This is a genomic window from Bacillus swezeyi, assembly GCF_030908325.1.
Lineage (GTDB): Bacteria > Bacillota > Bacilli > Bacillales > Bacillaceae > Bacillus > Bacillus swezeyi.
Window position 1 is genome coordinate 3235595 of the sequence record NZ_CP133085.1, and the last position, 25538, is coordinate 3261132.

Sequence of the window (25538 nt, forward strand, 5' to 3'; positions counted from 1 at the left end):
TGTCACCCCGGAATGGAGGGCTCCATCCGCAAAGCAGGATCGCGCCAAATTTCCGTCCATTTTTTGATGCCAGCGGCCATGATCACCAATCCCAACAGCAGCATAATCATCGATAAAATGCCGTTTAGAATGCTGTAGCCGGCAGCTTCCGCATTAAAGTAAACGTGTCTGATCATCCAGTATCCCGCGTAATTGACGGTCACATATAAATAAGCGAGCGGTATGAGGCATGTCAGCATATACCGTCGTTTATCAGCGATTTTCAAAATGACGGTCGCCCCGATGATCAGACCGACGGATGCCATCAGCTGATTGGAAACGCCAAACAGCGCCCAAATGGAGCTGATGTCCCCGGAATAAAGCAAATACCCCCACATGAAGCAGGCAAGCGCGCTTGCGATGACTGAACCCGGAAGCCAATCCGTTTTTTTGAGCGGTTTGTACACTTCCCCGAAAAAATCCTGAATTAAGTAGCGGGCCACCCTTGTTCCGGCATCAATCGCCGTTAAGATAAAGACGGCCTCAAACATGATGACAAATTGAAAGAAATAAGAAGCCAAATGGCTGAAAAACGGGATGTCCGTAAATATATAAGCCATGCCGACGGCAAGCGTTACGGCTCCGCCCGTCCTTCCCTCAAGATCAAGTCCGATTTCCCTGCTGAGTTCAGGCAGATGGACAACGTTCATACCAAGCGTTCGAAATACTTCAGGCGTGCTGTTAATGGCAAAATAATCGCCCGGCTGCAACGCCGTCGCTGCGATCAAAGCCATTATCCCGACCAGACACTCCACAAGCATCGCGCCAAAGCCGACGAATTTCATATCGCTCCATTTATCGAGCATTTTCGGCGTCGTGCCTGAGCCGACAAACGCGTGAAAGCCGGAAATCGCCCCGCAGGCGATCGTGATGGAAATGAACGGCCAAACCGGTCCAGGGGAAACAGGTCCCCCTCCGCCTGTAAACTCGGTAAACGCTGGGAACGGAATTGCCGGATTCACAACGAAAACCCCGGCAATCAAAGCGATGAACACGCCGATTTTCATAAAACTGCTCAAATAATCGCGTGGTGCAAGCAGCAGCCAGACGGGAAGCGCAGCCGCAAAAAACGCATAGACCGGAAGCGCGATGGCGAGCGTTTTCGCATCAAGCGTCAACACTTCTCCGAGCTGTGTATTTGCGACAGACGGCCCGATGAATACACCGGCCATCAACAGGATGAATCCGCCGGCAGACGCAAGCTTTAAGTTTCCTGTCTTTTTATAAAATAAACCGACACCCATGGCAATCGGTATCGTAATCGCAACGGCGAACGTCCCCCACGGATTGCGTTCAAGCGCGTGGAGCACAACCATCGACAGACCCGCCATCGTAATCGTAATAATAAACAGCATCGCAAGTCCTGTGCAAAATCCCGCAACAGGCCCGAGCTCTTCTTTTGCGACTTCTGAAAGCGACTTTCCCTTCTTTCGCATCGACGCAAATAGAACAACAATATCATGAACGGCTCCCCCGATAACCGCTCCGATCAACAGCCACAACAATCCCGGCAAATAGCCGAATTGCGCGGCCAAAATCGGCCCGACAAGCGGACCTGCAGCAGCGATGGCGGCAAAGTGATGACCGAATGATACCCATTTGTTTGTCGGCACATAATCCTTTCCGTCTTTCTGAAGATGGGCAGGAGTCGGCTTGTCATCATTCACCTTCAGCACTTTCACCATCATAAATGTTCCATACAAACGGTAGGCGATCGCTAAAATACAGATGGAAGCGATCACAATTGTAACTGCATTCATACCAATTCCTTCCCCCCTTTTAGTCCTTTTCAACATATCTCATATTTTTTGTAAGCGCAATCATTAATTGTGATAATTATCTGAAAATGACAATGTATTTCAAAATAACGGAATGATATAAAAGTGAATCATCAGCACAAGAAAAAAAGCAGTACAGCCGGCGATTCTGTTCATCAAGCTACTTTCGATCGAGGCGAAAACATGGTGTGATATCGCAAAGAACAAACCAGAACCGGCAAATATGACGGCCCCAGCCATAAATGAGTTGTTGAAAGAATGAGCGGTATTGAGAATGGATGTAATGAATATAAGCCAAAGATAAGCTAAAAATCCATAAATGATAAATGAATAAACAGCTGAAAAAAATTTCATCCCCTTCCTCTCCTTGTCTGGTTTTATATCATGTTCGAGACAAAATATGCTAACCCTTTCTTCGAATTGACTGAAATTGAAAAGAACCGGCTTTCTGCAGCCGGTTCTTTTCATTAAATCATGATTGTTTCTTCAATCTGATCACATTCCAGGAAAGCTTCGGCAAATGTGCCGACAGCGTGCCGTCGCACACTTTGGCGTCTCCGCCGCTGTGAGGAATGACATTGTTTCTGTCCTCTTCATTCGTCGCTTTGTTATCATCGTGTTCAAGGACGATATGCTCTTTTACAGAGTAGCCGTCAAAGCTTCTGATATCGGCTTCCATGTGCAGGCCGCAGTCAGTTGCGCGGTTTACCGCAAATACGGTTAGTTCTTCTGCTTCTTCATTGAAAACAGAGACAGATTCTAAGTACGGTACATCAGTAAAGTCTTTGCTGTCATACTTCGGAGATGACACTGACGTCTGTAATACCGTTCCCCGTCCGTAAACAGAAGCGTGCATAAACGGATAGAAAATCGTCTGGCGCCAAGCCTCTCCGCCTTTGTCCGTCATAATCGGGGCAATGACATTGACAAGCTGAGCGAGACAGGCAATTTTCACGCGGTCGGCGTGCTTCAGCATCGTAATCAGCATACAGCCGACCAGCAGTGCATCCTCAAAGTTGTAAATGTCTTCAAGAAGGTGCGGCGCTCTTGCCCAGCGTTCGGCTTCTTTGTCTTTTTCATTTGAATGATACCAGACATTCCATTCATCATAAGAAAGATGAATCGTTTTCTTGCTGCGCTTTTTCGCTTTCATATAGTCGCAGACAGTGACAACTGTTTTAATAAAATGATCCATGTCGAGCGATCTCGCCAAATAGTTTGGCAGGTCATTATCACGATTTCCGTAATACGAATGAAGGGAGATGTACTCAACATGCTCATAAGTATGATCAAGCACAGTCGTTTCCCAATCAATGAATGTCTGCATGCCGCTTCCGGAGCTTCCGCAGGCGACAAGCTCAATCGACGGATCTGTCCATTTCATGACTTTTGCGGCTTCAGCGGCAATCCTTCCGTATTCGGCTGCTGTTTTATGGCCGATCTGCCATGGACCGTCCATCTCATTGCCGAGGCACCACGTTTTGATTTTATGCGGCTCTTTATAGCCGTGGGACTTTCTCAAGTCGCTGTAGTACGATCCTGACGGATGATTGCAGTATTCCACAAGGTTGCGGGCGGCATCAATTCCCCTTGTGCCGAGATTGACGGCCATATTGACTTCGGCGCCGACAAGCTTCGCCCAATCCATAAATTCATTTGTGCCGATCAGGTTCGGTTCTGTGGTCGCCCATGCCAAGTCAAGCCTTGTCGGCCGGTTTTCGACCGGACCGACGCCATCCTCCCAATTATATCCGGATACAAAGTTACCTCCCGGATATCTGATAAACGGCACTTTCAGCTCCTTCACGAGTTTGATGACATCCTGTCGAAAACCAGACTCGTCAGCCTCCGGGTGATCCGGTTCATAAATGCCTTCATAAACGGCTCTGCCAAGATGCTCGATAAATGAGCCGTATATCCGTTTATCAATCTCAGCTACCTTGTATTCTTTGTCAATCGTCATTTTCGCTTTTTTTTCCGTCATTTCACTCATTCCTTTCAAATGAAAATATGATATATATTGATCAGCCTTTAATTCCGCCCGCTGTCAAACCTGAAATAAAGTACTTTTGGAAGAACAAGAAAATCAAAATAACAGGCAGAATCGCCAGCACCGATCCCGAGATCAGCATGTCGTAGTTGTTTCCATATGGACTGAGCAAAGCGGACAGCCCGATTGGAAGCGTAAACATTTCTTTTGACCTTAAAACGATTAACGGCCACAAAAAATTGTTCCAGCTGTTTAATGACTGCAGGATGATCATCGCCCCGAATGCCGGCTTCATGAGCGGCGCCATAATCCTGAAAAAAATGCCGAACTCGGTGCATCCATCCATTCTTGCTGAATCAAGCAAATCTTTTGGCAGGCCGAGCGCATACTGCCTGAAGAAAAATACGGCGACAGGCGACACGATAAACGGAAGAATCACACCGGCATACGTGTCGACAATGTGCAAGGAGACCGTCATTTTAAATAGAGGCAGCATTAAAATTTCAATCGGCACCATCATGATCAGCAGCACAAACACAAACAATAGGTTTTTCCCTTTAAAATCATATACGGCAAGCCCGTACCCTACCATCGAAGAGAACAAGAGCGTCAAAACGGTTGAAATGACCACAAGAATCAGGCTGTTTGTGAACCATTTAAAATAAATGCTTCCTCCGTTAAACAGATAAAGATAGTTATCAAGGCTTAAAATGTCGGGGCTCAAGTGTAAATTAAGCCCGAACCGAAGCAGCTCCGAAGACGGCTTAAGCGAGCCGAGCAAAAGGCAAAAAAGCGGGAATACAAACAAAAAACTTAATATCGCAAACAGTAAAAATGAAGCAATTTTCGCAATGTTTAAGCCTCTGGCGGGACGCATTAATAGCCCTCCTTTTTAAATGATCCAGACAGCTTTAATGAAATGAGGCTGGCGATGAAAATAATGATCAAGAGCACGATGCCGAGCGCCGATCCATAGCCCATGTTGTTATATGCCAGACCCTGCTGGTAAATATAGCCGACCATCGTCAGGCCGATATTGCCCGGAGAGTTGTTTTGCCACAGCACATAGCTTTCTTCAAACATCCGAAAGCCGCCGATGATGCTGATCGTCAGCACGTAGACGGTGACGGGCTTTAAAAAGGGAAGCGTGATATGGTAAAACTTTTTCAAAGTGCCGGCGCCGTCGATCTCGGCGGCTTCGTACAATTCTTTTGGTACATTCTGCAGACCGGCCAGAAAGTAGAGAACATTGATGCCCATCCATCTCCATGTTGCGAGCATGACCATTAAAAACATGCCGGTGTGCTCATTGTTCAGCCAGTTTTGCGGTGAAGCCCCAAGCTTAATCAAAAGCGAGTTTGCCAAGGATGAATCCATTTCTCCGAAAATCAGACGAAAAATGATTCCCGCCACAATGGTTGAAGTAAGAGCCGGAATAAATAGTGCGGATTTAAACACGTTTTTAAACTTCACCAGCTTTGAATCAAGAAAGACTGCAAGAATAAGCGGAACTGGTATTAAAATCAGCAATGTCCAAAAGGTGTATTTCATGGTGTTGAAAAGTGCGGTATAAAAAGTAGGGTTGTTTAAAGCTTTATAGTTCTCTGTCCCGATGAAGCGGATTTCTCCGGGCAGAATGCTTTGAAAGCTCATGATGACGACGCTGATAAGCGGATAAAGAAAAAATATGCAAAAGGAGAGTACAAAAGGTGCTGTGAAAATGTAGGGTGCGGCTTTTGCTGAATATAGTAAGTTTCTTATCTTTCTTTTTCTGCTCACCGGCGGAAACGAATGCACTGTATCTGTTTTAACAGTCTTCAAGTTATCGCCTCGCTTTACAGTATTGAAAGACTATTGCCCCTTCACTTCGGAGGCTGCTTTGTCCAATGCTTCTTTCGGCGTTTTGCTTCTGATTTTAAGTGCCTCATACAATACATTTTTGTTCACCAAATCGGAAGTTTTCGCATAATCCTCTGTTAAATAAATCGGATTGATCTCATCTTTTACCTCAAGAAGCATAGAAAAAATATGGCTGCCGTTTTGAAAGTAATCTGTATATTGGTTCGATTTCTTCAACTCTTCTGAATCCCACACATCCCATCTTAAAGGGTCGAATCCAAGGACGGTCCATAGTTTTATGTTTCCTTTTTTAGAAGCTTTGGCGAATTTCAGAAAATCCTTGGCCATATCGGCTTCTTTCGCTTGTTTTGGAATGACGGTGGCTGTTCCGCCCATTCCGGCTGAGCGGTCTCCCCCTTCTTTCCACGCCGGCAGCGGCCTGATCGCGATTTTTCCTTTCAAGTCCGGCATATAATCCAAAAACCTGCCCATATACCAGATCGGCATCAACACAGATGCCGCCCCGCCTTGGTTCATGAATCCGTAATATTCCTCGCTGTGATGGTTTCCTCCCGGCGTGGTGACCGCAATTTTATCTTTTTCAATGAGCGTTTTTAAAAATTCAAGCGCTTTTACATTTGTTTCGTTGTTTAATGTTAATCGGCCCTTTTCATCAAAGTAGCCTGAACCCTGCTGGGAAACCAGCGGCAAAAATGAGTTCGGATCGGTTGTTTCAATTGTCATCATCGGTTTGCCGACAGCTTCGACAACCTGTTTGCCTGCTTCCCTGTAATCCTCCCAGGTTTTGATATCATCCGGATCGACCCCGGCTTTATTTAAAATATCCATGTTGTAATACATCACGGTCGTTCCGACATGTGTGCCGAGACCGTACAGTTTTCCATTTTTGCTGTAGAGTGTCAGCCTCGCTTCGACGAACTTGTCGCGTTCCTTTTCAACCAAAGATGTCAAATCTGTGAGAGGGATGTCTGATCCCTTCAAAAAATTGGAGAAACGTCCGAGTTCAATATCGGCAAGATCAGGAACTCCTTTACCCGCCAAAAGTGAAATGGATAAGTTGTCATGCATCTGTCCATATGGATAAACAACCGTATTTAACTTAATCTTTCGATCGGGATATGTTTTGTTCCATTCCTTCACCATTTCTGCGTAAAACTGTTCATGGAGCCCGTTAAATGTCCAAAATGTCAGCTCGGTGGCATCTGACGTCTTATCGGCGGCAGGGCTCGCCTTGCATCCCGTTAAAAGCAAACATGCAGCCATCGTGATCATAAGGAAATATGAAAGGAACTTTTTCACGTTTTAACCCCTTTCATGTTTGACATTTTGCCTCATCTCAGGCAATAGGCCGTATTGATTGATGATTTTCAATCCCGTATACCGATCTCTGAGGTGATGGGCGTGAGCCAGCGCTTCAGTCAGCAGATGCTCATCGACATCCAGTTCTTCGAGCGATACAGGCCCGCCGACACGCCTCATCCATCCTGCCATCGTCTCGCCGGCGGGCAGATTTTCATAAGCTGAACGCACTGTTTTTTCGGCGTGTTCATCACTCCATGTTGTTTCTGTAAGGGACCGATAAATATCTGCCAGCATGATGGCAGCACATCCGACTTTTGCGCCGTGGAGCACCTGCCGCTTTTGATTCTCCAATGCTTTCATTTCCAAGTAATGTGAAAGATGATGCTCTCCGCCCGAAGCCGGCCTGGAATGATCCAGCACCAGCATGACAAGTCCGGAAATGATCAGCGATTCCATCAATTTCTCAATGCCTTCGCGCGTTTTTGCAGCGATGTCATCTATCCGCAAAAGACACTGTTCAAGAGCTTCTTTTGTGATAGCTGCAGCGGCCGGACAATAGGGCTCATCCGCAAGCAAACGGGAGATTTCCCAGTCTGCAAGCGATGTAACCTTGCCGAGCATATCGCCGAATCCGGCGGCAATCATCTTTTGCGGAGCCTTTCGCAAAAGCTCGAGGTCGGCAAATAATGCGATCGGCGCAGTCGTTTGTATCGTCTGTTTCTTGCCTTTCAAAATCAACGGCGCACCGGCTGAAGTAAAGCCGTCAACCGATGGAGCCGTAGGCACTGAAATAAACGGAATCCCGCGCTGGAAGGCGCAAAAGCGGACGATATCATGAATCGTGCCGGCGCCGGCTGCTATCAGCACATCCGTATCAAGCGGTATGCCGATCAGTGCGCTCACTAACGTTTTTTCATCTGCCGTGACATCGCCCGCCGCATTCGCCTCCAGTTTGACCGAGGCTGCTTCAGCTTTTTCATGAAGAATGGCCATCAGCTTTTTTCCGGCTATCTGCTCAGTCGTTTCATCACAAATGACAGCAACTTTTTGAAATGAAGCGGCTTTCACGTAAGCCGGCAGCTCTTGATCAAGAGCATGTTCACCGACCGCTATTTTTTCGACTGTCAGCGGATGATGGACGGCTCCGCAATCACATGCGCCTAAAGTGTTGTTCATATAAGAGATCAGGTCATTCATTTAAACACTTCCCTCCTCTATTGACCGTAATATGCGCCAGCCCCATGCTTCCGGAAAAAATGCTTATCCTGCAAAACACTCTTGATCGGGTGAAGAGACGGATTCAGCATGAGTGAATGATAGGCCATCTTCGCCACTTCTTCTAATACGACGGCATTGTGTACGGCTGTCAAAGCATCCTCCCCCCAGCAAAATGGTCCGTGATTGTTGACGAGAACGCCCGGGACATCACGCGGATCAAGATGCTGAAATGTCTCTGTAATCACTTTTCCGGTATTCAATTCGTATTGCCCGGCTATTTCATCAGCGTACATTTCTCTTGTACACGGAATATCACCGTGATAATAGTCGGCATGTGTCGTTCCCAATGACGGAATATCCCTGCCTGATTGCGCCCAGCTTGTCGCCCATGGGGAATGGGTATGGACAATGCCGCCTATCGTGTGAAATTCCTTGTAAAGATGGAGGTGGGTCGGTGTGTCGGAAGACGGTTTCAGCCCGCCTTCAACAACTTCACCTTCCATGTTCAAAACGACTAAATCCTCCGCTTTTAATTCGCTGTATTTCACACCGCTCGGCTTGATGACAACAAGCTCTTTCTCGCGGTCAATCCCGCTGACGTTTCCCCATGTAAACGTGACAAGGCGGTGCTCCTCAAGCTGCAAATTCGCTTTTGACACCTGCTCTTTTAAAGCTTCCAGCACAAGTTTCTCCTCCTTTTGATGATCGTTTTAACGGACGGCGGGGCTGATGGACTGGATGTTTTTCAATTTTTTGAGACGCTTCATGACATCGTTTTGTTTTCCGAAGTACATGTAAAGCTCCTTATAGTCCGCATACAGCTGATCATACAATGTGACGTTTTCCGGAATCGGTTTGTACGTATAGTCCTTGACTTTCCCCATATGTCTGACAGCCTCTTCGATATGATCATAACCGCCGTTTTGGCTTCCTGCCGCAAGGGCACCGAATATCGCAGATCCTAAAGCAGGAGCCTGCGGAGAACCGGAGATTTTGATTTCCATGTTTGTCACATCTGCGTAAATCTGCATAATGAACGGATTTTTTTCGGCAATTCCTCCGGCTGCATACAGCTCTTCGATCGGCACGCCGCTTTGCCGGAACGTTTCAATGATCATTCTCGTCCCGTAAGCAGTCGCTTCCACCAATGCGCGGTATATGTCTTCCGGTTTTGTAGCGAGCGTCATCCCGAGCATCATTCCCGTCAGATCTGCATCGACCAGTGTTGAACGGTTTCCGTTCCACCAATCCAATGCGAGCAGCCCGCTTTCACCGATGCGCAGATTGTCTGCTTTTTGACTCAGCAGCTCATAAATGGATATCCCTTCAGCTTCGGCCTCTCTCATATAGGCTTCAGGCACCAAATGCTTGATCATCCAATGAAAATGATCGCCTACACAGGACTGGCCCGCTTCATAGCCGACATAGCCCGGAAGAATGCCGTTTTCAACGACACCGCACATCCCCGGCACCATTCGGATATCCTCGCCTAGCAGCACGTGGCATGTGGATGTTCCCATGATCATCAGCATTTTCCCCGGTTCTGTGATTCCGACTGCCGGTACTGAGACATGTGCATCAACATTTCCAATCGCGATCGCCGTTCCCGGCAAAAGCCCTGTTTTAGCGGCCATTTCCTCAGTCAGTCCGCCCGCACGCTCTCCCAATAAATCAATATCTTCCGTTAATTTTTCCTGCACGATATTTTTCAGTTTAGGGTGCAGCGCTGCAAAAAAATCGTCGGAAGGATAGCCGGTCTTATTGTTCCAAATCGCTTTATAGCCCGCTGTACAGTTGTTCCGTTTTCTATTTCCGCACAGGCGGTAGACGATCCAGTCAGCAGCTTCCATGATTTCGTCTGCTGCATCATAAATGGAGGGCGCTTCTTCTGCGATTTGCATCACTTTTGGCACGAGCCATTCAGAAGAAATTTTTCCTCCATATGTTTGAAGAAAGGCTTCATTTCTTTCTTCCGCGATTTGATTCAGCCGGTTCGCGTGCTCCTGTGCGGCATGGTGCTTCCAAAGCTTCACATAGCTGTGGGGTTCTCCGGCATATTCCTCCCTCATACAAAGCGGTGTTCCATCTTTGTCAACCGGCAGAATCGTACATGCCGTAAAATCGATGCCGATGCCGACGATCTCTTTCGGATCGGCTTTTGATTGCTCCAGAAGACTCGGAATCGTTTCTTCCAGCACTTCAATGTAATCGGCCGGATGCTGAAGCGCCCAGTCTCTCGGAAGCTTTCGCTTTGTCCCGGGCAGTTCGTGATCTATCACGCCGTGCGTATACTCCTTGACTGCTGTCGCGACCTCTTCCCCAGTCCGGACATCAATCAAGACCGCTCTCCCCGATAACGTTCCAAAGTCAATCCCGATTGTAAATGGCATAAACTCCCCTCCTTAAAACATGCGAAGCCGATATGCAGCTTCACTCCATTTGAGTTCGTTCCGAAGCTTTGGAATCGTCGTATCGCGGTTGATCAAAACCGCTTCAATACCTGTCATTTCAGCCCAATCCAGTATCTGTTCAGCCGTCAGCTGATAAGAAAGACATGTATGGTGCGCTCCGCCCGCCAAAATCCATGCTTCCGCAGACGTTCTGAGAGACGGCTGCGGCTTCCAAAGGACGCGCGCGACCGGAAGATTCGGCATATCATGCTGAACCTTCTCAGCATCCACTTCATTGATCACGAGCCGAAAACGTCCGCCCAAATCAATTAAAGAAACATTAACCGCTGAGCCAGCAATTCCGTTAAACACGAGCCGGGCCGGATCATCCTTGTCCCCCATTGACAGAGGATGGACTTCAATTCTCGGCTTGCTTTCGGCAATCGACGGGCACACCTCAAGCATGTGGGAGCCAAGAATCATTTCATTGCCCGGTTCAAAGTGATAGGTGTAATCCTCCATAAATGACGTCTCTTTTCCGCCTGCCATCACTTTCATCATGCGGACAAGGGCAGCCGTTTTCCAATCCCCTTCTCCCCCGAAACCGAAGCCTTCAGCCATCAGCCGCTGAACAGCTAAACCCGGGAGCTGCTTCATGCCGTGCAGGTCCTCAAAGTTCGTCGTAAAGGCAGAATAGCCCCGATCTGTAAGAAAGCGCTTTAATCCAAGCTCAATCCGAGCCTGCTCTTTGATGCCTTCACGGGCATCATCCCCTTCAGGCCATTCATAAAGTTCCTCATATTCAGAGAGCAGGTCACTGAGACTCTCTTCTGATACCGCATGGATCTCGCGGACAAGATCACCGATTCCATATCCGTCGACTGACCAGCCCAACTGAATTTGAGCTTCGATTTTGTCTCCTTCGGTCACCGCGACATTGCGCATGTTATCGCCAAAACGGGCCACTTTAATATGACGGCTTTCATTGTAAGCTACCGCAGCGCTCATCCACCGATCGATCGACCGCTTTACCTCCATGTCCTCCCAGTAGCCGGCGATGACTTTCCGCGGAAGTCCCAATCTCGTTCCGATAAAGCCATATTCACGGTCACCGTGGGCAGACTGATTGATATTCATGAAATCCATATCGATTTTCTCCCACGGAATGTCCCTGTTAAATTGGGTGTGGAAATGAAGCAATGGTTTATTCAGTTCAGAAAGGCCCGGAATCCACATTTTGGCAGGCGAGAATGTGTGCATCCAAGTTATGACACCGGCGCATGCCGCGTCTCTGTTCGCCTCTTCAAACAGCTTTCTGACGCCGTCAAGCGATGTGGCGACAGCCTTGTACTTGACCTTGAATCCTAAATGACCGTCATTTAATCCCTTGCAAATGATTGTTGAATGCTTCTCTACCTCTCTTACAGCCTCTTCTCCATATAAATGCTGACTGCCCGTTACAAACCAAAATTCATGCGTTTTTGACTGAATCAAAATGTTTCCCCCTTTACTACTCAGGTATTGTGGAACATTAGCAAACTATTAAAACGCTTACAAAAAAACCGGATGATACATTCGGCACCGATCACCAACACACTATAGGTACGTACAATTACGATTAAAAAATATATTTGTCCGAACAAGTTTATTATATTAATAAGACCACAAACTGTCAATTTAATTTCCTGTTTGTTTTTCAATTTCACAAAATAGCAACAAAAAATGCCAAGCAGACGAAACGCATGCTTGGCAAAAAAGAAGAATTAATACGTCGGCCACCCTCCGGAGTCCCAGTACAAATCATTAATCAACAACTTGGAAACCCCGTTGTCAAGGGCGTCATAGCCGTGCCTGACAATCATCGAATTGTTCAGTACATCCTGATGTCCCGGTCCTTTCCAGCGGTCGTTCCCGGCGTCTAATATCGTTCCCCCGCCGTTCATCATATTCTTGCCGCTTTTATCATAATAGGGGCCCGTAATATTCTTTGAACGGCCGTACGCTATTTTATAGGTGCTGTTCACCCCCTGGCAGCATTTATCAAATGATACAAATAGGTAATAGTAGCCGTCTTTATATGTGATGTTCGGCGCTTCTACCGCTCCTCCGCTATTCGGCCTTGAAGCGATTGAATACAGCTTCCCGGTCGGTTTCATCGTTGTTTTATCCAGCTTTGTCAGCTTGATGCCGCTCCAAAATGAGCCGAAAGAAAGCCACGGATTTCCGTCTTTATCCATCACAAAATCGCCATCAATCGCATTATAGTTGTCTGCAGAAGTTGATCTGATCACTAGGCCGTCGTCGCGCCATTGCCCCGAAGCGATCCGGTCTGTTGAAGTCAGACCAATCAATGAAGTATTTGTCCCGAAGGAAGAGACAGAATAATAGAGCCAGTATCGCCCATTGTAATAGCTGATATCCGGGGCCCACTGATGCGCCTCGTAATTTGATACGTACGTCTTCCACCAAGAGAGCGGGGAAGGAAAAATACTCGGCGCCGCACTCCAGTGTTTTCCGTCATTCGACCAGATGACACGCAGCCCTGTGCCGACACCAGTCCCAAATGTATAGTATGTGCTGCCTTCTTTGATCATAGAAGGATCATGGATGAAATTGTCCCCTGTTGTATCCCAGAAAGCTGCTGAAGCTGGCTCAGCAGTCGGAAATGTCAACATCAGGCCCATTATAAATACCAATGCAAAAAAAATCCCCCGTAAATTGCGTTTCACTAAACCACTCTCCAATCAATATATTGGGCAAAAACAGCTGGACCTCCTCTCGATGTAATATTTGGGAATGTCTTTATCTGTTATATGTAAGCGCTTCCTTTTACATTCCAAAAAAAAATAAGCTGACAGCCTAAAAAACAGCTGTCAGCTTATCGTCAATCAAATGTAATATTTTGGACCGTTTCTTTGTCCAATCGTTTGATCACTTCGGTAATTAATTTCACCGCATTTTCATAATCATCGCGATGGAGCATGGCCGCGTGCGTGTGGATATAGCGGGTCGCAATTGTAATGGACAGAGCAGGCACTCCATTTGCGGTCACATGTATCGAGCCTGAATCGGTGCCGCCGCCTGAAAGGGCATCAAATTGATATGGAATACCGGCCTCATCCGCCACCTTAGTGACAAAATCGCGGAGCCCTTTATGCGATACCATTGAGGCATCATATAGAATGATTTGCGGGCCTTCTCCCATTTTGCTTGTCGATTCTTTTTCTGTAATTCCCGGCGTGTCCCCTGCGATTCCGACGTCAACGCCAAAGGCGATATCAGGCTTGATTGTGTGTGCTGCGGTTTTTGCGCCGCGCAGTCCGACTTCCTCCTGAACGGTACCGACGCCGTACACAACATTTGGATGATCAGCGGCTTTCAGGTTTTTCAAAACGTCTATTGCAATCGCACAGCCAATACGGTTGTCCCATGCTTTGGCAAGCAGCATTTTTTCATTGTTCATCACTGTAAATTCAAAATAAGGCACAATCTGATCCCCGGGCAGAACGCCCCATTCCATCGCTTCCTCCCTGTTCGAAGCACCGATGTCGATAAACATGTCTTTAATATCCACCGGTTTTTTTCGCGCGTCTGGGGACAGGACATGAGGCGGCTTTGAACCGATCACACCGGTGATATCCCCTTTTTTCGTCACAATCGTGACGCGCTGTGCCAGCATGACCTGGGACCACCAGCCGCCTACCGTCTGAAACCGAAGATAGCCTCTGTCATCAATGCGCGTCACCATAAAACCGACTTCGTCAAGATGACCGGCAACCATGATTTTCGGTCCGTCAGCTTGTCCCGTCTTTTTCGCGATCAAGCTTCCAAGTCCGTCTGTCGTTACCTCGTCAGCAAATGGCTCTATGTATGATTTCATGACTTGCCTTGGCTCTTTTTCATTTGCCGGGATTCCTTTTGCATCTGTTAATTCTTTTAACATGGTCAGTGTTTCATCAAGTTTTGCCATCTATATATATCCTCCTTTATTAACCTCATTACTATTATACAAAAACATCCCTTTTCAATACGATGAATATCAATTGCAGCCTTTTTTTAATCAAAAAAATGAAACCTTATGTTTGCTGGTTCGTATATATTGAGATATACCTGATTTTCTTTCATGGGGGGTCTTTTTCATTATGCTTGTCATCATTCTGAGACTCGCTTTGCTGGCGCTTTTGATTTATGTTGTGTACAAGGCCGTTCTGTTTTTGGGAAGTCCGAAGCGGAGACTGAAATCAGCACAGGCAAAGGAACATTTTTACTTTCTAGACGAACAAAAAAATACGCGAAAAAATTTCAAATTAACATTTAAAGGCGTGCTTTTCGAAGGAGAAAAACACATACCGGCAAAAGACCACCCATTGTTTATCCATACCATTTTTGTATGGACCGACAGCTCTGAAGAGAAGCTCGGCACTTTTACAGAAGCGGATTTCAATGAATTAGAAGAAAGGATTAAACAGCGTTATCCAGACTGTAAAATCGATTGGGATTCGTCCATACAAAAATGGAAGAACAAAAAAGCAGAAGAGCAATAAAGCTTTTTCTGCTTTTTTAGTTGATGATATAAAAATAAAAACCAGCCAAAACAGCTTGTACGATCAGCAGAAAGGGAATCCCCAGCGCAAAGGAAAGATGTTTCGTCTTATGTCTGAACCGGAGCATCCCAAGCCAAACACCCGCAGAGCCGAAAACGGCTGCCGCCAGCCAGATACGGCGTTCAGACACTCTCCACTTGTTTTTGACGGCCCTTTGTTTGTCGGTTTTCATCAATAAAAAACCATATCCGTTTATGAGGATAAGGTATATCAGCGCGATATTCACTTCGATATTTCTCCCCTTGTCTATTTTACGGATTGTTATCATTCGGGCGATATGACAGAACTCCTGCTGCCGGATGCGCCTTATCTTATGTATCTTGAGAGAGCAGAGACCGTACGTTGTTGAAAAAACGAAAAAAGAAAAAGGCCGGTCTCGGCCTTTTTTCTTATTTATTAAGTTGAGCTTTAGCAGCGTCAGCAAGCTGATTGAATGCAGTAAGATCGTTTACAGCAAGGTCAGCAAGCATTTTGCGGTTCACTTCAACGCCGGAAAGTTTAAGACCGTGCATTAAACGGCTGTAAGAAAGTCCGTTCATGCGTGCCGCAGCGTTGATACGAGTGATCCAAAGTTTGCGGAAATCGCGCTTTTTCTGACGACGGTCACGGAAAGCGTAGTTTCCTGATTTCATCACTTGCTGGTTAGCTACTTTATATAATGTATGTTTTGAACCAAAATAACCTTTTGCTAATTTGAGAACCTTTTTACGACGTTTGCGTGTAACAGTTCCGCCTTTTACTCTTGGCATTTGATTTCCCTCCTAATTATACCTTTTACGAATTACTTAATGTTGGCAAGCTGCTGCTTGATGCGTTTGAAATCGCCAGCGCTGACCATTGCGCTTTTGCGAAGCTTGCGCTTTTGTTTTTGAGATTTATTTGCGAACAAGTGACTTGTATATGCATGAGAACGTTTCAGTTTCCCGGAACCTGTCTTTTTAAAACGTTTCGCAGATCCGCGGTGAGTTTTCATTTTTGGCATGGATGTTTCCTCCTTAATTACTTTTCAGTTTTAGGCGCAAGCACCAGGAACATGCTGCGGCCGTCCATTTTCGGCTTCGTTTCAACAGTCGCCACTTCCGCACACGCTTCTGAAAAGCGGTCAAGCACGCGCTGTCCGATTTCTTTATGCGTGATCGCACGGCCTTTAAAGCGGATGGACGCTTTCACTTTGTCCCCTTTTTCCAGGAACTTGATAGCGTTGCGAAGCTTTGTATTAAAGTCGTGTTCTTCAATACCAGGGCTCAGCCGAACTTCTTTTAAGTTAATGATTTTTTGATTTTTTCGTGCTTCTTTTTCCTTCTTCTGCTGCTCAAATCTGTACTTTCCATAGTCCATGATCCGGCAGACAGGCGGTTTTGCATTTGCTGCAACCAAAACAAGGTCAAGATTTGCGCGACCCGCAATTTCCAGAGCTTCCTGGCGGGATTTAATCCCAAGCTGATCGCCATTTTGTCCGATCAAACGGACTTCACGCGCACGGATACCCTCATTAACCAATTGATCTTTGCTAATAATGAGCCACCTCCATAGAATCTTTGAATTGATTTCACAACTCATTCTGACCGTTTCTTTGTATTTCCACAGGCAAACAAAAAGTGTGGGCATTTAGAAACACCCACACTGCGAACATCTGCATAAAAAAATAAGAAATGTACGTTTAACCTGCCAACTACAAGAATGTGTCAATCAGGTGAGAAGCGGGTGCTTCTGCTTGTTGATATATATTCAATTCATTATCCATCTTACATAAACATATCCTGCAAGTCAAGATATAAAATTTATCACAACATTTGCTATTATAACAGGACAGATTTGAAATAGCAACGGTGATTTTTTTATTTTTTTCATCCTAACCGCCGGTCATCTGTATAAATAGCGGGATGACAACTACAGTCACAACGCCCACAACAACAACCGCAATGCTCGCCATGGCCGCTTCGACTTCCCCCATCTCAATCCCGACGGCGACGCCGAGTGCATGACCTGATGTTCCAAGCGCCAGCCCTTTGGCAATCGGATTTTTCACTTTAAATATTTTTAAGAACAAAGTCCCGAGCGCATAAACGATGACGGCGTTAAAGATGACCGCAAAAGCCGTTATATCGGAAATGCCCCCGATGCCTTTTGATAAAGGGAGAGCAATCGCTGTAGTAGCGGCCTGCGGCAGCATGCTTTTCATGACTGAACCGTCAAGATGGATGCCTTTTGCGATGAAATACACGACAGCGACTGAACAGACCGAACCGGCGATAATGGCCGATAGAATCTGCCACCAATATCTTTTCAGCTTATCCGCCTGTTTGTATAAAGGAATGGCAAACGCAATCGTCGCCGGCTCTAAAAAGAATTTAATAATGTCGCCCCCTCTGCTGTAATCTTCATATGTAAAGCCGCCGATTTTCAGAAACGCAATCCCCAGGATCATGGCGACGAATAATGGCGTGAACAAGAAAAACCCTTTTGTTTTTTTAAATAGATATGTGCCGATGCCAAATGCGGCAAGTGAAACGACAATGCCAAAATAAGGTGTCACAGATAAACCCTCCTTTTTTCATCAAGAAGCTGTTTTTTTAGCCGTCTCCAGCGGCGCCGCTTTTTGCTTTTTGCCGCCTGCAGCCAGGATGAACTGAGAAAACAGCCCGGTTGCGGCAAGTAAAATGACGGTAGCCAGAAAGATGACAAATACGATAGACAGACCATATTTTTGCATCACACCGAGCGAATTCATCACAGAAATCCCTGACGGAACAAATAAAAACCCGATAAGCGAGGTTAGGGCCGCACCGAGTGATTCGACCTGCTCAAGCTTAATCACCCCAGCTGACAACAAGGTGAATAAAAGCACCAAACCTATAACAGATGCAGGGATCGGGATGGGCAAAATCCCGGCGATTCCGTTTGAAACAAACATGATGACAGCAAAAATAAACGCTTGTGTTAAAAAGCCATATTCTTTCTTTCCACTCATTTCATTCACCTCTTTGGCTTTTTTATTGGCTTCATTATATAAAATGAAGCCAATAAAAAAGCGCTTTCACTAAAACTTGCCGGATAACGAGGCTCAGTTGCAGAAATCAGGCGCTGAAATACAAATCGTTTTCACAGATAAATAAATTCCAATATGTGCTAATGAGCAGGCGTCGATCGTATAGTGATTAATGTGGAACACACGATGAAGAAAATAGGAGGGGCAATTCATGTATGATGCAATGAGCGGGCGGCGTTTTCACCCTGCTGCACAATTCACATCATTGGTCAGCCGCGGTTTAATGCCGGAAGACGCTTCACTCGCCGCCGAAGCACCTCGATTCACAGATAACCCGTTTAAGCTCGGTGTTGCTTCAGGGGAACCGCATCCGGACGGATTTGTGTTATGGACGAGGCTGGCGCCTGATCCGCTTGCTGAAGATGGTTTAGGCGGGATGCCGAAACGGCATGTTCCAGTTCAGTGGGAGGTAGCTGAAGATGAACATTTTCGCAAAATCGTGAAGCGGGGAACGGCCGCTGCCCTACCTGAGCTGGCCCATTCGGTTCATGTTGAAGTACACGGTTTAAAACCGGGAAGATATTACTGGTACAGGTTTAAAGCAGGCCGGGAGATCAGCCGGACAGGCCGGACAAAAACCGCTCCTTCTCCATTTGCCGATCTCAGCGGAATGTCGTTCGCCCTCGCTTCATGTCAGGCTTGGTATCACGGATATTTTACCGCTTATCGGCATATGGCCGAAGACCACCCTGATGTTGTTTTTTTTCTTGGCGACTATATTTATGAATATCCCATCAATTCCAAAAACCTTTATCGGGATGTTAAGCTATCCAGCGCTCACAATGCCAAAACCGTCACATTGAGCCAATACCGGCTGCGGTATTCCCTGTTCAAAACAGACCCCGACCTTCAGTCGATTCATGCATTAGCGCCTTGGGTTGTAACCATGGATGACCATGAAGTCGAAAACAATTATGCCGGCGCACATTCACAATACAAGACTTCACCCGACGACTTTCTCCGTCAGCGCGCCGCCGCCTACCAAGCTTTCTATGAAAATATTCCGATCCGCAGCGCCTCGATTCCAAACGGCCCTGACATGCTGATGTATCGGCGTTTTCGCTATGGAAAACTGGCGGAATTTAATGTCCTTGACACCCGGCAGTACCGCAATGATTACCCGTCAAATGAGGATGAACGGCTCGACCCGTCCAGGTCCATACTTGGAAGCGCCCAAGAGCGCTGGCTTTTTCATCATTTGAGCAAGTCAGACGCGATATGGAACATGCTGGTGCAGCAAGTCGTGCTCGCGCAAATCGACCGCGACACCGGACCAGGGGTTGAATACAGCACAGACCAGTGGGACGGCTTTCCCGCTTGCCGCGACAGGCTTTTTTCCGCATATAAGGCGTACGGCATTAAAAACCCCGTCGTGCTGACGGGGGATATTCACAGACATGCGGCCGCAGATTTAAAAACCGATTTTAATGACATTCAATCGGAGACGATCGGGACCGAACTGATCACAACATCCATCTCATCTGATGCAGATGGGTCCGAAACCGACTCCTTGGCGCCGATTTGGCTCGGAAATCCACATGTCAAACTATACAATGCACAGCGGGGCTATGTTCGCTGCAAGATGACCCCTAAACATATTCAAGCCGATTTTCAGGTTCTTCCTTATATAACCCGCCCCGGCGCTCCAGTCTCGACATATGCCAGCTTTGTTATTGAAGCGGGCCGGCCGGGCCTTCAGCGGGTTTTATAATATCAGCTGCTTCATATCATATGAAGCAGTTTTTTTAGCTCTTTTGCATAGGTGCGGCTGACCGGAATCGTTGAACCGTCTTTCATCAGCAGATTATAAGTTGAATTGAACCATGGCCTTACTTCTTTTATATAATCCATGTTTGCCAAAAAGCTTCTGTGGATTCTGATAAATACAGACTGTGGAAGCTTTTGCTCAAGCATAACGAGTGTGTCATGGACGGTATAGGCCTGATCAAAGGTTTTGACGGTGACTTGTCCGTCTTTTAAACCCGCATATACGATTTCATTTGGATCGAGAATCACGATCGACTCATCAATGCCGAGAGCCAGTCTTTCGTGACCGGAAAGCTGCCGCTCCTCTTTGTTATCCGGGTACATCCTTTTGTATTTTTTGATCGTTTGCCTGATCCGGTCTTCATCAAACGGTTTTGTCACATAATCAATGGCATCCACTTCAAATGCCTGCAGCGCATATTCATCATAGGCGGTAGCAAAAACAACGGCCGGGGGCGCGGACATGTTTTTCAGACGTTTAGCAATGTCAAATCCGTTTTCTCCTGATAAGTCAATGTCTAAAAAAAGAAGATCCGGCTTTTGATCGGCCATTTTGTCAAATGCCTCTTCAATATGTTCAGCCTCGTCTACAGCATCCACTTCCTGTGTCCGTTCCAATAAATATTTCAATTCATCCCGTGCAAACATTTCATCATCAACGATTAAAACCTTGAGCATCCCCATTCCCCTCTCTTCCAGTTTGAAAAGGAATCTTGATAGAAACCTCTGTCCCTTTGCCAGGTTCACTTTTCATATCTAAGGAAGCCTGTCGGCCGAATAAACCCGTCAGCCGCTGGTTCAGATTGTAAAGTCCCGTCCCATTCCCTTCCTTGGAGGAAAACTGCGCCTTTCCCAATTGTTCCAGCATGTCGGGATTGATCCCCCTGCCATTGTCGCTCACTTTCATTAAAACGCCGTCACGTTCTGAACAGACGTATACTTTTACCGTGCACACCTTCTGTTTTTTCGGAAAAGCATGGCGCAGCGCATTTTCAACGAGCAGCTGCAAAATGAACGGCGGGATCTCAAGGCATTCAAGCCCATCCTCGATATGAAATTCTATTGTGTATTTTCCCGGAAAACGAGCCTGCTCCAATGATAAATACGCTTCAAGATGATTCAGTTCTTTTGAAAGCGGGATCAGCAATTGTCTCGCCCCTTGCAAATTTGAACGAAAATAGACACTGAGCTGCAGCAACAGTTTCCGGGTTTTTTCAGCGTCTGTCCGGCATAGTGCGGAAATGGTATGAATGGCGTTAAATAAAAAGTGCGGATTCACCTGCGCCTGCAGCGCTTTAATCTCAGCATCTTTCAAAAGCTTGCTTTGCAGCTCTGCTTCCCCAAGCTCAAGCTGGGTTGAAAAAAGCATCGCCAGACCTTCGGCAAGCTCTTCTGCTACCTGGTTTAATCCCGCAGGACTTTTAAAATAAAGTTTCAGAGTACCGATCGTCTGCTGATTGGATATGAGCGGCAGGACAATTGCGGCCTGCAGCGGACAGGCGTGATGGGTGCACTCTATTTCATCCCGTGACTTCACTTTCATGACTTTCCCTGTTTTGATGACTTTTTTGGATAATCCGGTAATCAGGCTTCTGGAAGGAATATGATGGTCGGCTCCTTCACCGACGTGTGCGAGAATATTTTCCCTGTCTGTAATAGATACGGCATCGGTTCCTGTCATCTCGTGAATAATCCGGGCCGCGCTTTTGCAGGATGCTTCGTTCAGCCCCTGGCGAAAAAAGGGGAGCGTCTGATCGGCAATCGAAAACACCCGGTGGGTCTGCACGGCTTTTGCCTGCTCTTCTTTCCGGATAATAGATTGAATGATCGACAGAAAAATAAAACTGCCCGTCCCATTGACAATCATCATCGGGACGCCGATCATCTGCACAAGCGCAAACGCATCGGCCTGGGGTTTGGCCAAAACCAGAATCATAAACATTTGCAGAGCTTCCATGCTGACGCCTGCCAGAGCGGCAACCCGCGGGGTCACCATTTGATGCCGTTTTCGAAAAAAGTGCCCGATGCAGCCTGAAGCCACACCCGCTAAAAGTGAAGAAACCGCACAGCTTAAAGCCGTGCTTCCCCCTAAAGAAAAGCGGTGAACTCCCGCAAGGAGCCCGACCCCCGCACCAACGAACGGCCCCCCGATCAGGCCGCCGATTTCCACGCCGAGAATTCGCGTATTGGCAATCGAACTTGACGGATCAATCGTAAAAACCCAATCATTGTACAAAATCTCATCACCGCGAATGATGATCCCTGTATAATTACTGATCATGCTGAAAAGAGAAAAGATACAGATGAGAACAGTCTTTCCCTTATATCCTTGAGGATGCTGGAGATGCTGGCGGAATACCTTCATATGGGCAAGGATAAAACCCAAAATAACGATGATCCCCACTCTCTCCAGCATCATGATCATGAGATGAATCATGTATGTCCCCTTGCTTTCTAAAAGAAGAATATGGTCTCATTCTATCATAAGTCCAAACTTTGATACTTTGACACTGCATTACATCACATTCTTAAAATCATTGCTTTATCATCCTATTTATCTATTGTAAAATAAATGAGAGAATTCTATAAACTAAAGGCAGAGGAGAAGATCATGAAAGCCGTATTTTTTGATTTAGATGATACATTGCTCTGGGATGAAAAAAGCGTCAGTACAGCATTTTCCGAAACATGTCATAAAGCCGAAAAAAAATACGGGATCAATGCGGCTGAATTTGAAACAGCCGTCCGCCAGGCGGCGCGCGATCTTTACACGTCTTATGAAACATATCCATACACTGTGATGATCGGCATCAATCCGTTTGAAGGTCTGTGGTCCAACTTTAGCGAACCGATCAGCGAAGGATTTCAAAAGCTGAATAACATTGTCCCTGAATACAGGAAAAATGCGTGGACAAACGGATTGAAAGCATTTGGAATCGATGATCCCGCCTTCGGAGAAGAGCTTGGCGAATTCTTCGCAGCAGTGCGCCGGAAAAGCCCTTTTGTCTACGAAGAAACGTTTGCTGTTTTGGAACAATTGAAAGGAAAGGTCGAGCTTCTTTTGCTGACAAACGGCGATCCGAGTCTGCAAAAAGAAAAATTGGCCGGCGTTCCCGAGCTTGCCCCTTATTTCAGCGAAATTGTCATCTCCGGAGACTTTGGCAAAGGAAAGCCTGATCCAAGCATCTTTGAACACTGCCTCGGCCTCCTGGGGATTACAAAAGATGACACCTTGATGGTCGGGGATAATTTGAACACCGATATTCTCGGCGCTTCAAGAGCAGGAATTAAAACCGTCTGGGTCAACCGCAAAGGCAAAGATAATGAGGCTGATGTTAAACCTGACTACGAAATCCGCCATTTAAACGAACTGTTTGACATTCTCGCCGAAAAAGGCTAATCAAGCTAAACGAAAAAAGCATGGCTCCCTATGGGCCATGCTTTTTCTAATGTCTACTTTTTCGCTTCAGCGACTGCTTTTTTCACGAAATCTTGAAGTGGGACCGTTTCTGATTTTTGTTCTCCGTATTTGCGGACGTTGACCGCTTCATTTTCGGCTTCCTGGTCGCCCACGACAAGCATGTACGGAATCTTTTGCATTTGTGCTTCACGGATCTTATAGCCGATTTTTTCATCGCGGCTGTCGACTTCAACGCGCAGACCTTCGCGCTGCAGGCGTTCCTGCACTTGTTTTGCATAGTCAAGATGTACGGACGGCGACACAGGGATGACTTGGAACTGCACCGGCGCAAGCCATGTCGGCAGCGCACCTTTATGCTCTTCAATTAAGAAAGCAACAAAGCGTTCCATTGTTGATACGACGCCTCTGTGAATCACGACCGGACGGTGGGGTTTTCCGTCTTCTCCGACATATGTCAGATCGAATTTTTCAGGAAGCAGGAAGTCCAGCTGTACAGTTGACAGTGTTTCTTCTTTGCCGATTGCTGTTTTGACCTGAACGTCAAGCTTCGGTCCGTAGAACGCCGCTTCTCCTTCTGCTTCGTAGTAGTCATGTCCAATCTCGTCCATCGCTTCTTTCAGCATCGATTGCGCTTTATTCCACATCTCGTCATCATCATAGTATTTCTCTGTATCTTCCGGATCACGGTAAGACAAGCGGAATGTATACTGTTCAAGCCCGAAATCTTCATAGACTTCCTGAATCAAGCGGACAGTGCGGATGAATTCGTCTTTGATTTGATCAGGGCGGACGAAAATGTGAGCGTCATTCAATGTCATCCCGCGGACGCGCTGAAGACCTGAAAGAGCGCCTGACATTTCATAGCGGTGCATCGTTCCGAGCTCTGCGATCCGGATCGGCAGCTCGCGGTAGCTGTGGATATCATTTTTATAGATCATCATGTGATGCGGACAGTTCATCGGGCGAAGCGTCAAAGTTTCATTGTCCATTTCAATCGGCGGGAACATTGTGTCTTGATAATGATCCCAGTGGCCTGACGTTTCATAAAGCTCTTTGCTGCCAAGGACTGGTGTATAGACGTGCTCATAGCCGAGAGCGAGCTCTTTATCAACGATATAGCGTTCGATGACGCGTCTGATTGTCGCACCCTTCGGCAGCCAGAGCGGCAGGCCTTGACCAACCTTTTGCGAAATCGCAAACAACTTCAATTCTTTTCCAAGTTTTCTATGGTCGCGTTCTTTTGCTTCTTCAAGCAGACGCAGATGCTCTTCAAGCTCTGCTTTTTTAAAGAAAGCTGTACCGTAAATGCGCTGAAGCATCTTGTTGTTGCTGTCGCCGCGCCAATATGCACCGGCAAGGCTCAGCAGTTTCAATTCTTTAATTTTTCCTGTTGATGGAACGTGGACGCCGCGGCACAGATCGAAAAATTCGCCTTGTTCATAGATTGATACCGTTTCACCTTCCGGAATCGCATCAAGCAGTTCCAGTTTCAAGTCATCGCCGATTTCGGCAAACCGCGCTTTCGCTTCGTCACGGCTGACTTCTTTTCTGACGATCGGCAGATTTTCTCCGATGATTTTTTTCATTTCTTTTTCGATCTTCGGAAGGTCTTCCGGAGTAAGCGCTTCTTCCATATCCACATCATAGTAGAAGCCGTTTTCAATAACCGGACCGACGCCGAATTTTACGTTTTTATAAAGCCGTTTGATCGCCTGCGCCATTAAGTGCGCCGTACTGTGGCGCATGATTTCAAGCGCTTCGTCACCGCCTTCTGTAATGATTTCGATGGCGCCGTCCTCAAGGATCGGTGCGCGCAGATCGATTGGTTTGCTGTTTAATTTTCCGGCAATCGCTTTTTTCTTCAGGCCGGGACTGATTGATGCCGCGATATCTTCTGTTGTCGTCGCTTTTGGAAACTCCTTAACCGCTCCGTCAGGAAATTTGATTTTTACCATATCTGACATCCTAGTCACTCCTTTTTTTTTACAAAATAAAAAATCCCCGTCCCCCTAAGAAAGGGACGAGGATTGATAAACGGAATTCGTGGTTCCACCCTTTTTCCCGAAAAACGCAAAAAATCCTTGAGCGTTTTCGGCTTTCGGTTCTGTAACGGGAAGTCC

The 25538-nt window shown here is 46.6% G+C and carries 24 protein-coding genes and 1 other annotated feature; of the genes, 3 read left to right on the plus strand and 21 right to left on the minus strand.

Annotated features, from left to right (window positions below):
* Window positions 1-2 precede the first annotated feature (2 nt).
* The 12 genes from cstA to RBH91_RS16080 all read right to left on the minus strand — a co-directional run bounded on the left by cstA (window position 3) and on the right by RBH91_RS16080 (window position 14547).
* A complete protein-coding gene (gene cstA, locus RBH91_RS16025; protein ID WP_307892195.1) occupies window positions 3-1799 on the minus strand; it encodes a carbon starvation protein CstA in 1797 nt (598 codons plus the stop codon).
* 99 nt (window positions 1800-1898) lie between these two features.
* Complete coding sequence (locus tag RBH91_RS16030; protein ID WP_307892196.1) at window positions 1899-2171, minus strand: hypothetical protein; 273 nt, start codon at window positions 2169-2171, stop codon at window positions 1899-1901.
* A 118-nt stretch (window positions 2172-2289) separates the two neighbouring features.
* Entirely contained in the window at window positions 2290-3801 is a 1512-nt protein-coding gene (gene arfA / locus RBH91_RS16035; protein ID WP_307892197.1) for an arabinosylfuranosidase ArfA, read from the minus strand.
* A 40-nt stretch (window positions 3802-3841) separates the two neighbouring features.
* On the minus strand, window positions 3842-4684 hold the full coding sequence (locus RBH91_RS16040; RefSeq protein ID WP_076763155.1) for a carbohydrate ABC transporter permease: 843 nt from the start codon (window positions 4682-4684) through the stop codon (window positions 3842-3844).
* Entirely contained in the window at window positions 4684-5628 is a 945-nt protein-coding gene (locus RBH91_RS16045; protein WP_076763158.1) for an arabinooligosaccharides ABC transporter permease AraP, read from the minus strand. The genes RBH91_RS16040 and RBH91_RS16045 overlap by 1 nt, the downstream gene beginning before the upstream one ends.
* 30 nt (window positions 5629-5658) lie before the next feature.
* Window positions 5659-6966: an arabinooligosaccharides ABC transporter substrate-binding protein AraN gene (locus RBH91_RS16050; RefSeq protein WP_307892198.1), complete on the minus strand. Its 1308-nt coding sequence runs from the start codon at window positions 6964-6966 to the stop codon at window positions 5659-5661.
* 3 nt (window positions 6967-6969) lie between these two features.
* Complete coding sequence (locus RBH91_RS16055; protein WP_307894775.1) at window positions 6970-8145, minus strand: sn-glycerol-1-phosphate dehydrogenase; 1176 nt, start codon at window positions 8143-8145, stop codon at window positions 6970-6972.
* A gap of 38 nt (window positions 8146-8183) precedes the next feature.
* On the minus strand, window positions 8184-8870 hold the full coding sequence (araD, locus tag RBH91_RS16060) for an L-ribulose-5-phosphate 4-epimerase (RefSeq protein ID WP_307892199.1): 687 nt from the start codon (window positions 8868-8870) through the stop codon (window positions 8184-8186).
* Between the two features lie 27 nt (window positions 8871-8897).
* Entirely contained in the window at window positions 8898-10577 is a 1680-nt protein-coding gene (gene araB, locus RBH91_RS16065; RefSeq protein ID WP_307892200.1) for a ribulokinase, read from the minus strand.
* 12 nt (window positions 10578-10589) lie between these two features.
* Entirely contained in the window at window positions 10590-12071 is a 1482-nt protein-coding gene (araA, locus tag RBH91_RS16070; RefSeq protein WP_307892201.1) for an L-arabinose isomerase, read from the minus strand.
* 269 nt (window positions 12072-12340) lie between these two features.
* Window positions 12341-13261, minus strand: a complete 921-nt coding sequence (locus tag RBH91_RS16075) for an arabinan endo-1,5-alpha-L-arabinosidase AbnA (protein ID WP_307894776.1) — start codon at window positions 13259-13261, stop codon at window positions 12341-12343.
* Between the two features lie 200 nt (window positions 13262-13461).
* A complete protein-coding gene (locus RBH91_RS16080) occupies window positions 13462-14547 on the minus strand; it encodes a M42 family metallopeptidase (protein ID WP_307892202.1) in 1086 nt (361 codons plus the stop codon).
* A gap of 172 nt (window positions 14548-14719) precedes the next feature.
* On the opposite strand from RBH91_RS16080, the gene RBH91_RS16085 reads away from it, so the two are divergent.
* Entirely contained in the window at window positions 14720-15121 is a 402-nt protein-coding gene (locus tag RBH91_RS16085) for a sigma-w pathway protein ysdB (RefSeq protein ID WP_076763177.1), read from the plus strand.
* Between the two features lie 16 nt (window positions 15122-15137).
* On the opposite strand, the gene RBH91_RS16090 is transcribed toward RBH91_RS16085, so the two are convergent.
* The 6 genes from RBH91_RS16090 to lrgA form a co-directional block, all read right to left on the minus strand.
* Entirely contained in the window at window positions 15138-15401 is a 264-nt protein-coding gene (locus RBH91_RS16090; protein WP_404802517.1) for a DUF1294 domain-containing protein, read from the minus strand.
* A 169-nt stretch (window positions 15402-15570) separates the two neighbouring features.
* Window positions 15571-15930, minus strand: coding sequence for a 50S ribosomal protein L20 (rplT, locus tag RBH91_RS16095; protein WP_076763183.1), 360 nt, complete (start codon window positions 15928-15930; stop codon window positions 15571-15573).
* A gap of 32 nt (window positions 15931-15962) precedes the next feature.
* The gene (gene rpmI, locus RBH91_RS16100) at window positions 15963-16163 is read right to left on the minus strand and encodes a 50S ribosomal protein L35 (RefSeq protein ID WP_076763186.1); all 201 of its coding nucleotides are present in this window, start codon (window positions 16161-16163) and stop codon (window positions 15963-15965) included.
* Window positions 16164-16180: 17 nt separating this feature from the next.
* The gene (infC, locus tag RBH91_RS16105) at window positions 16181-16699 is read right to left on the minus strand and encodes a translation initiation factor IF-3 (RefSeq protein ID WP_116523372.1); all 519 of its coding nucleotides are present in this window, start codon (window positions 16697-16699) and stop codon (window positions 16181-16183) included.
* Window positions 16700-16767: 68 nt separating this feature from the next.
* Window positions 16768-16903: a sequence feature (ribosomal protein L20 leader region), on the minus strand.
* Between the two features lie 130 nt (window positions 16904-17033).
* Window positions 17034-17717 (minus strand): antiholin-like protein LrgB, encoded by a 684-nt coding sequence (gene lrgB / locus RBH91_RS16110; RefSeq protein WP_307892204.1) that lies wholly within the window; start codon window positions 17715-17717, stop codon window positions 17034-17036.
* 21 nt (window positions 17718-17738) lie between these two features.
* A complete protein-coding gene (gene lrgA, locus RBH91_RS16115; RefSeq protein WP_307892205.1) occupies window positions 17739-18152 on the minus strand; it encodes an antiholin-like murein hydrolase modulator LrgA in 414 nt (137 codons plus the stop codon).
* Window positions 18153-18381: 229 nt separating this feature from the next.
* Between lrgA and RBH91_RS16120 the strand changes: the two genes are divergently transcribed.
* Complete coding sequence (locus tag RBH91_RS16120) at window positions 18382-19941, plus strand: alkaline phosphatase D family protein (RefSeq protein WP_307892206.1); 1560 nt, start codon at window positions 18382-18384, stop codon at window positions 19939-19941.
* 11 nt (window positions 19942-19952) lie between these two features.
* On the opposite strand, the gene RBH91_RS16125 is transcribed toward RBH91_RS16120, so the two are convergent.
* Together RBH91_RS16125 and RBH91_RS16130 are read right to left on the minus strand one after the other, a co-directional pair.
* Window positions 19953-20675, minus strand: coding sequence for a LytR/AlgR family response regulator transcription factor (locus tag RBH91_RS16125; RefSeq protein WP_076763195.1), 723 nt, complete (start codon window positions 20673-20675; stop codon window positions 19953-19955).
* The gene (locus RBH91_RS16130) at window positions 20653-22434 is read right to left on the minus strand and encodes a sensor histidine kinase (RefSeq protein ID WP_307892207.1); all 1782 of its coding nucleotides are present in this window, start codon (window positions 22432-22434) and stop codon (window positions 20653-20655) included. Before RBH91_RS16130 ends, RBH91_RS16125 begins: the two co-directional genes overlap by 23 nt.
* 174 nt (window positions 22435-22608) lie before the next feature.
* Between RBH91_RS16130 and RBH91_RS16135 the strand changes: the two genes are divergently transcribed.
* The gene (locus RBH91_RS16135; protein ID WP_307892208.1) at window positions 22609-23397 is read left to right on the plus strand and encodes an HAD family hydrolase; all 789 of its coding nucleotides are present in this window, start codon (window positions 22609-22611) and stop codon (window positions 23395-23397) included.
* Between the two features lie 53 nt (window positions 23398-23450).
* On the opposite strand, the gene thrS is transcribed toward RBH91_RS16135, so the two are convergent.
* The gene (gene thrS / locus RBH91_RS16140) at window positions 23451-25382 is read right to left on the minus strand and encodes a threonine--tRNA ligase (RefSeq protein ID WP_307892209.1); all 1932 of its coding nucleotides are present in this window, start codon (window positions 25380-25382) and stop codon (window positions 23451-23453) included.
* Window positions 25383-25538: the final 156 nt, after the last annotated feature.